Source organism: Methanoculleus sp. MH98A (assembly GCF_000691865.1).
Taxonomy (GTDB): domain Archaea; phylum Halobacteriota; class Methanomicrobia; order Methanomicrobiales; family Methanoculleaceae; genus Methanoculleus.
On the sequence record NZ_JMIO01000112.1, the window covers coordinates 1 to 3,902 of the forward strand.

Genomic DNA, 3,902 nt, shown 5'->3' on the forward strand with positions numbered 1-3,902 from the left:
CATGAATACGTCAGAAACGATCCCGGATCATTCTCCGATGTATCAACCTCCTATGTGTGTGATTCCTACGTCTATTACGACGGATATGGTGTATGGTGGAACGAGCAGCTGGATGCACAGTTAGCACACCCGACACAGCTCCATGCAGATACGCAGGAAGGTGTTTATGGCGATTTCTACAGACCATGGTGGTCGAATGCATACAGAATCGACACGTGGATCGCGTGAACAAAGAAGAATAGGGTTGATGGTAATCATCTCAGTCCTCCTTTTTTGTTGTACGGGTTGCGTTGAAGAGCAACCGGTGAATCAATCGAAATATATCAATATTTCACTTACAGAACCCATCTCTCAAGCAGATGCGGTCATCGTTGCCCTTTCCTATCCGGGAGTTGCTAAAACAATTGAGAATGATTCGTTCCGGATCACCATCGGAAAGCTCACCGTCTCTGACGTACGTGAGGGAAGGCTTAAAGAACACCATATGGTCTACATCGATCGCTTCAATAGCACTACGCACGAACCGCTCGAAGGTTTACAGGTTATTGTGACCTACGACGGGGACGTTTACAAAATCTGGCGGTCGTTCCCTCCAGTTAATTCTTCAATTGCTGCAGAGTGAACAGCCTCTGCAGGACCTGGTATAGATGCCAGCCCCGGAGCCCACCCCGGCAAAAGAGCCCGGGCGGGCCGGGAACCTGGCTGTCATCCGGGCAACCGGGGATTCGAAACCCCCGCAGGCCGTCCCGATCCTCTCGTCGTGGAGGGATATCGGACCGGAGATATGTGAGCCGACCGAAGAAGATTGGGCTTTTGTCAAAGATGCCGCAACGGATCTGTCGGAAGAAGAGAAGACCCGGTTTGTTACAGAGGTCAGAAAGATACCTGCGGGGAATCGACACTGCCCCCGGAGGAGCAGGTCGATCTGGAGAGGGGACTTGGGTACTACCTGATTAAGGCAACCGAGGGAGTAGAGACAGCCCTTTAACTGCTGAACGATCCAGCCGTATCTGTAGTATTACTATGCCGGCGATCAGGTCCTGGCGTACCGATCGGCAGATCCCCCTTCCTGTGTGTTCCCGGGGTTATCGAGTTCTTCGTAGTTAAACCAGGGATGGTCGGTGATCGGGTTGCGTCCCCTCCTGCCCTACAGTAGCACCGTCGTCATCAGCGGAACCGTAACAGACGACCCGTTCGTCGAGACAAAGACGATCTGAGAGGTATGCCGGGCGTCGGCAAAGACCCGGGTGAGGAGGGGGGCGACACTTGCCGCGCAGATCCGCCAGTTGTCGACCATCTCCCACGCCAGGAATGTTACGTGCATCGTCCCGACGATGATCATCGCAAATGGTGTGGTTACCCGGCTGAGGGGGTCGACCGCATCGATGGATGGGGCTCGTGCTCTCCACCGAGCCGACGGAGGCGCGATCCCGATCGAAAAACGGGGAGGTTGAAGGTGGCGACGTAGAAGGGGAAGTCGTCGCCGAAGAGCGGCTGTGCGGACAGGAAAGAAACTACGCCGGTATAGGGGCGGTTCTCCGCCGGCACCGCATCGCAAGGTACCAGAGCACAAATGTCACGCCGAGGAGCGCCTCGCCCGCGTAGAGGAGGAGGGGTTCCCTGACGACGCTCCCCCCCTGGACGACAAAACCGCGGAGATACGAGGTCACGCAGAGCACCCCGGCAGTCATGGCAACCAGGGATGTGCCGAGGAGGAAGATGATCCGGTGGTCTCTCCCGGGATGAAGGATCCGCCGCCCCTTCTCCGTCAGGGTGTAGTCCCGCCATTTCCGGGCGTTCTCGTGGGCCACGAGATCCGCATCGGCCAGAACGGCAAGGTGTTCGTGGACAGTCGACTTTGCAAGACCGAGCCCGTCGGCGAGCTCGCTCATCGCCATGGGCCGGATATCGAGCGCTTTGAGGATAGCGACCCGGACGTCGGAGGATAGCGCAGCGATATCGCCCCGGTCGAGCGTGACTTCTTCCATGATTTGAAATCTCTCCGATATGGGTCTGGTCCGAAACAATCAGGTACTCCCCTGCCGGGAGAGAAAAGCGTTCCGGAACTGTCCCGGTACTGCCGAAAAAGAGGATGCGCCGATCTCCGTCATTCCGCCCGGAGGGTCGGGGGTGGGACCGGTTCCGGTGCACCTATCCCTACTACGACGAACGTTGCCGATCCCCCCGGGAGGCGGTCCCTGTTGAGGTTGGGGTCCGGGGTAGAGCCGGGGTCGATCTCTTCTTTCCAGGAGGTGTTGGAACCCGGTATGGTGACGGTCGCCCGCCGGAAGTCGAAGTCGATCGGTGTGCCGTTCGGGGTCGTGAAGGTGTCCGGGGCGGCAAGACCGATCGTCAGGTAGAGGAGTTCCTCCGGGCCGGGCCGCGGGAGGTCCGCCGTCACCCGCACTTCGCGCCACTCCCCGGCGGCGAGGTCGTCGACGGGCAGCGAGGTCGAGGCGCCGGGGAGGACATCCCCCTCCGGCGACCCGGTGGTGGTGTTCAGGCTCGCGGTTTCCGTCGTCACGGCAAGATCGGCACGTGCGCAGTCTTCGCCCGCGAGGTTCCGGATGAAGAAGTCGAGGCTGATCCTGTCGCTCTCGATTGCGATATCGGGAGTGTACCGGATATCCTCCGGGCGGGCCGGGTCGAGGCTGTAGCGATCCTCGAGGGAGATAGTCCGGTTCCAGGCGGTGGCGTTTCGCAGGTTCCAGGTCTCGTTATCGGCGTCGTAGGTGATGACCGGGCTCTCACAGGGACCGGGGTACTCGAACCCCGGCCCGAACGGCAGTATCCAGTTCACCCGCTTGAGCGGTTCCTGCACATGCTGCTGTCCCGGGGGAAAGGCGGCGAGTATGGCGAGGTTTACCGCAGCAAGGATGAGAACGGCGCCGATACCGAGCCATATCCATGTCTTTGAGTGCATTGTATCACATTAGGAAAAGAGGTGATTTAGAGGTATGGACTCACCATCAGCACTTCTCCGGTCTGTGCGTCGATAACGACAAGCCCTCCCTGGAGAACGTGGTCCTCCGGCTCGCCACTCATCGTGATCACCCATGTCAGCGTCTGTACGTCCGGTCGGGTGTACTCGACGGAGAGGTCGGCCGTTGCACCGGTCACCCGGATTCCCGGGAACTGCCCGGCTACGATCTTCAGCGCCTCGTCCCGGGAAAGTTTTGGCTCAAGCGAACATTTGATCTCCCGCTGGATCCCGATGTACGAGACGATCTCGCCGGTGCTCGGGTTAAGGTTCACGACGACCGTGTTCGGCGTGAGGACATCGCTGATCTCTTCTCTCCAGATGTACGAGTACTCGCTGCCCGCATCACCGTGAGAAACCAGGTCCGATCTGGTAAGCTGCATACTCTTCTTCGCAAAGCCGCTGTACTTCTCTTCGGCGTAGGCCCTTGCCGTTACTTCGGCTGCGGCCCGATCCAGCCGGACATCGCGGCAATCCTTCCGTGCGGAATCGAACGTGGCACGTTCGATCACCCCGGTCCGGGCGTTGACGTAAACCTGTCCCTCTCCGGTACCAAAGACATAGTACTCTCCAAGATTCAGGCGTTCGGTCTTCTGGTACTCGACGGTTGCGTCGGGTGCGTTAAGAAAGTCCTGTGCTTTTTCTTTTGCGGTATCCACCCCGATCGGGGCGTTGGCACCAGTCGCTGACACGACCGAGACCGCGACGACGAGGCATAGCATTGCAACAATGTATATCCGTTTCATGATTGAATCACCTCATTAATAGACTCCGTAGCGAGCGGGAGTGAGACAACTGTTGTAACTGCCGGAGATCTCGTAGGTGTCCACTCCATGGTAACCGAACGGCCAGTGCAAGTAGCAGTCGTCCTTTGCATTGCTTGCGGCGCTTGCAACGGTCTCCCCGTTTCGCAACCGGTCCC

General features: G+C 58.6%; 6 protein-coding genes. 2 read left to right on the plus strand and 4 right to left on the minus strand.

Translation table 11 applies throughout. The features are described from left to right. Positions 1-228, plus strand: a 228-nt coding sequence (locus tag EI28_RS15035; RefSeq protein ID WP_231476794.1) for a hypothetical protein, incomplete at its 5' end; no start/stop codon positions are given. A 19-nt stretch (positions 229-247) separates the two neighbouring features. Beyond that, positions 248-622 carry a hypothetical protein gene (locus EI28_RS13630; RefSeq protein ID WP_082223163.1) on the plus strand — a complete coding sequence of 125 codons (375 nt, stop codon included), beginning with the start codon at positions 248-250 and terminating at the stop codon, positions 620-622. Positions 623-1,147: 525 nt separating this feature from the next. Here EI28_RS13630 and EI28_RS11555 read toward each other — a convergent pair. From EI28_RS11555 to EI28_RS11570, 4 genes are all read right to left on the minus strand, one after another. Next, on the minus strand, positions 1,148-1,342 hold the full coding sequence (locus EI28_RS11555; protein ID WP_011842984.1) for a hypothetical protein: 195 nt from the start codon (positions 1,340-1,342) through the stop codon (positions 1,148-1,150). 172 nt (positions 1,343-1,514) lie between these two features. Beyond that, entirely contained in the window at positions 1,515-1,988 is a 474-nt protein-coding gene (locus EI28_RS11560) for a winged helix-turn-helix domain-containing protein (protein ID WP_052379741.1), read from the minus strand. A gap of 119 nt (positions 1,989-2,107) precedes the next feature. Continuing rightward, a complete protein-coding gene (locus tag EI28_RS11565) occupies positions 2,108-2,923 on the minus strand; it encodes a hypothetical protein (RefSeq protein WP_048115001.1) in 816 nt (271 codons plus the stop codon). Positions 2,924-2,949: 26 nt separating this feature from the next. Continuing rightward, positions 2,950-3,726: a PepSY domain-containing protein gene (locus EI28_RS11570; protein WP_048115003.1), complete on the minus strand. Its 777-nt coding sequence runs from the start codon at positions 3,724-3,726 to the stop codon at positions 2,950-2,952. Positions 3,727-3,902 lie beyond the last annotated feature (176 nt).

Bases quoted from the DNA above. Each gene is read 5' to 3' on its own strand.
- EI28_RS13630 (WP_082223163.1), top strand. From the start codon at position 248: ATGGTAATCATCTCAGTCCTCCTTTTTTGTTGTACGGGTTGCGTTGAA.
- EI28_RS11555 (WP_011842984.1), bottom strand. From the start codon at position 1,342: ATGATCATCGTCGGGACGATGCACGTAACATTCCTGGCGTGGGAGATG.
- EI28_RS11560 (WP_052379741.1), bottom strand. From the start codon at position 1,988: ATGGAAGAAGTCACGCTCGACCGGGGCGATATCGCTGCGCTATCCTCC.
- EI28_RS11565 (WP_048115001.1), bottom strand. From the start codon at position 2,923: ATGCACTCAAAGACATGGATATGGCTCGGTATCGGCGCCGTTCTCATC.
- EI28_RS11570 (WP_048115003.1), bottom strand. From the start codon at position 3,726: ATGAAACGGATATACATTGTTGCAATGCTATGCCTCGTCGTCGCGGTC.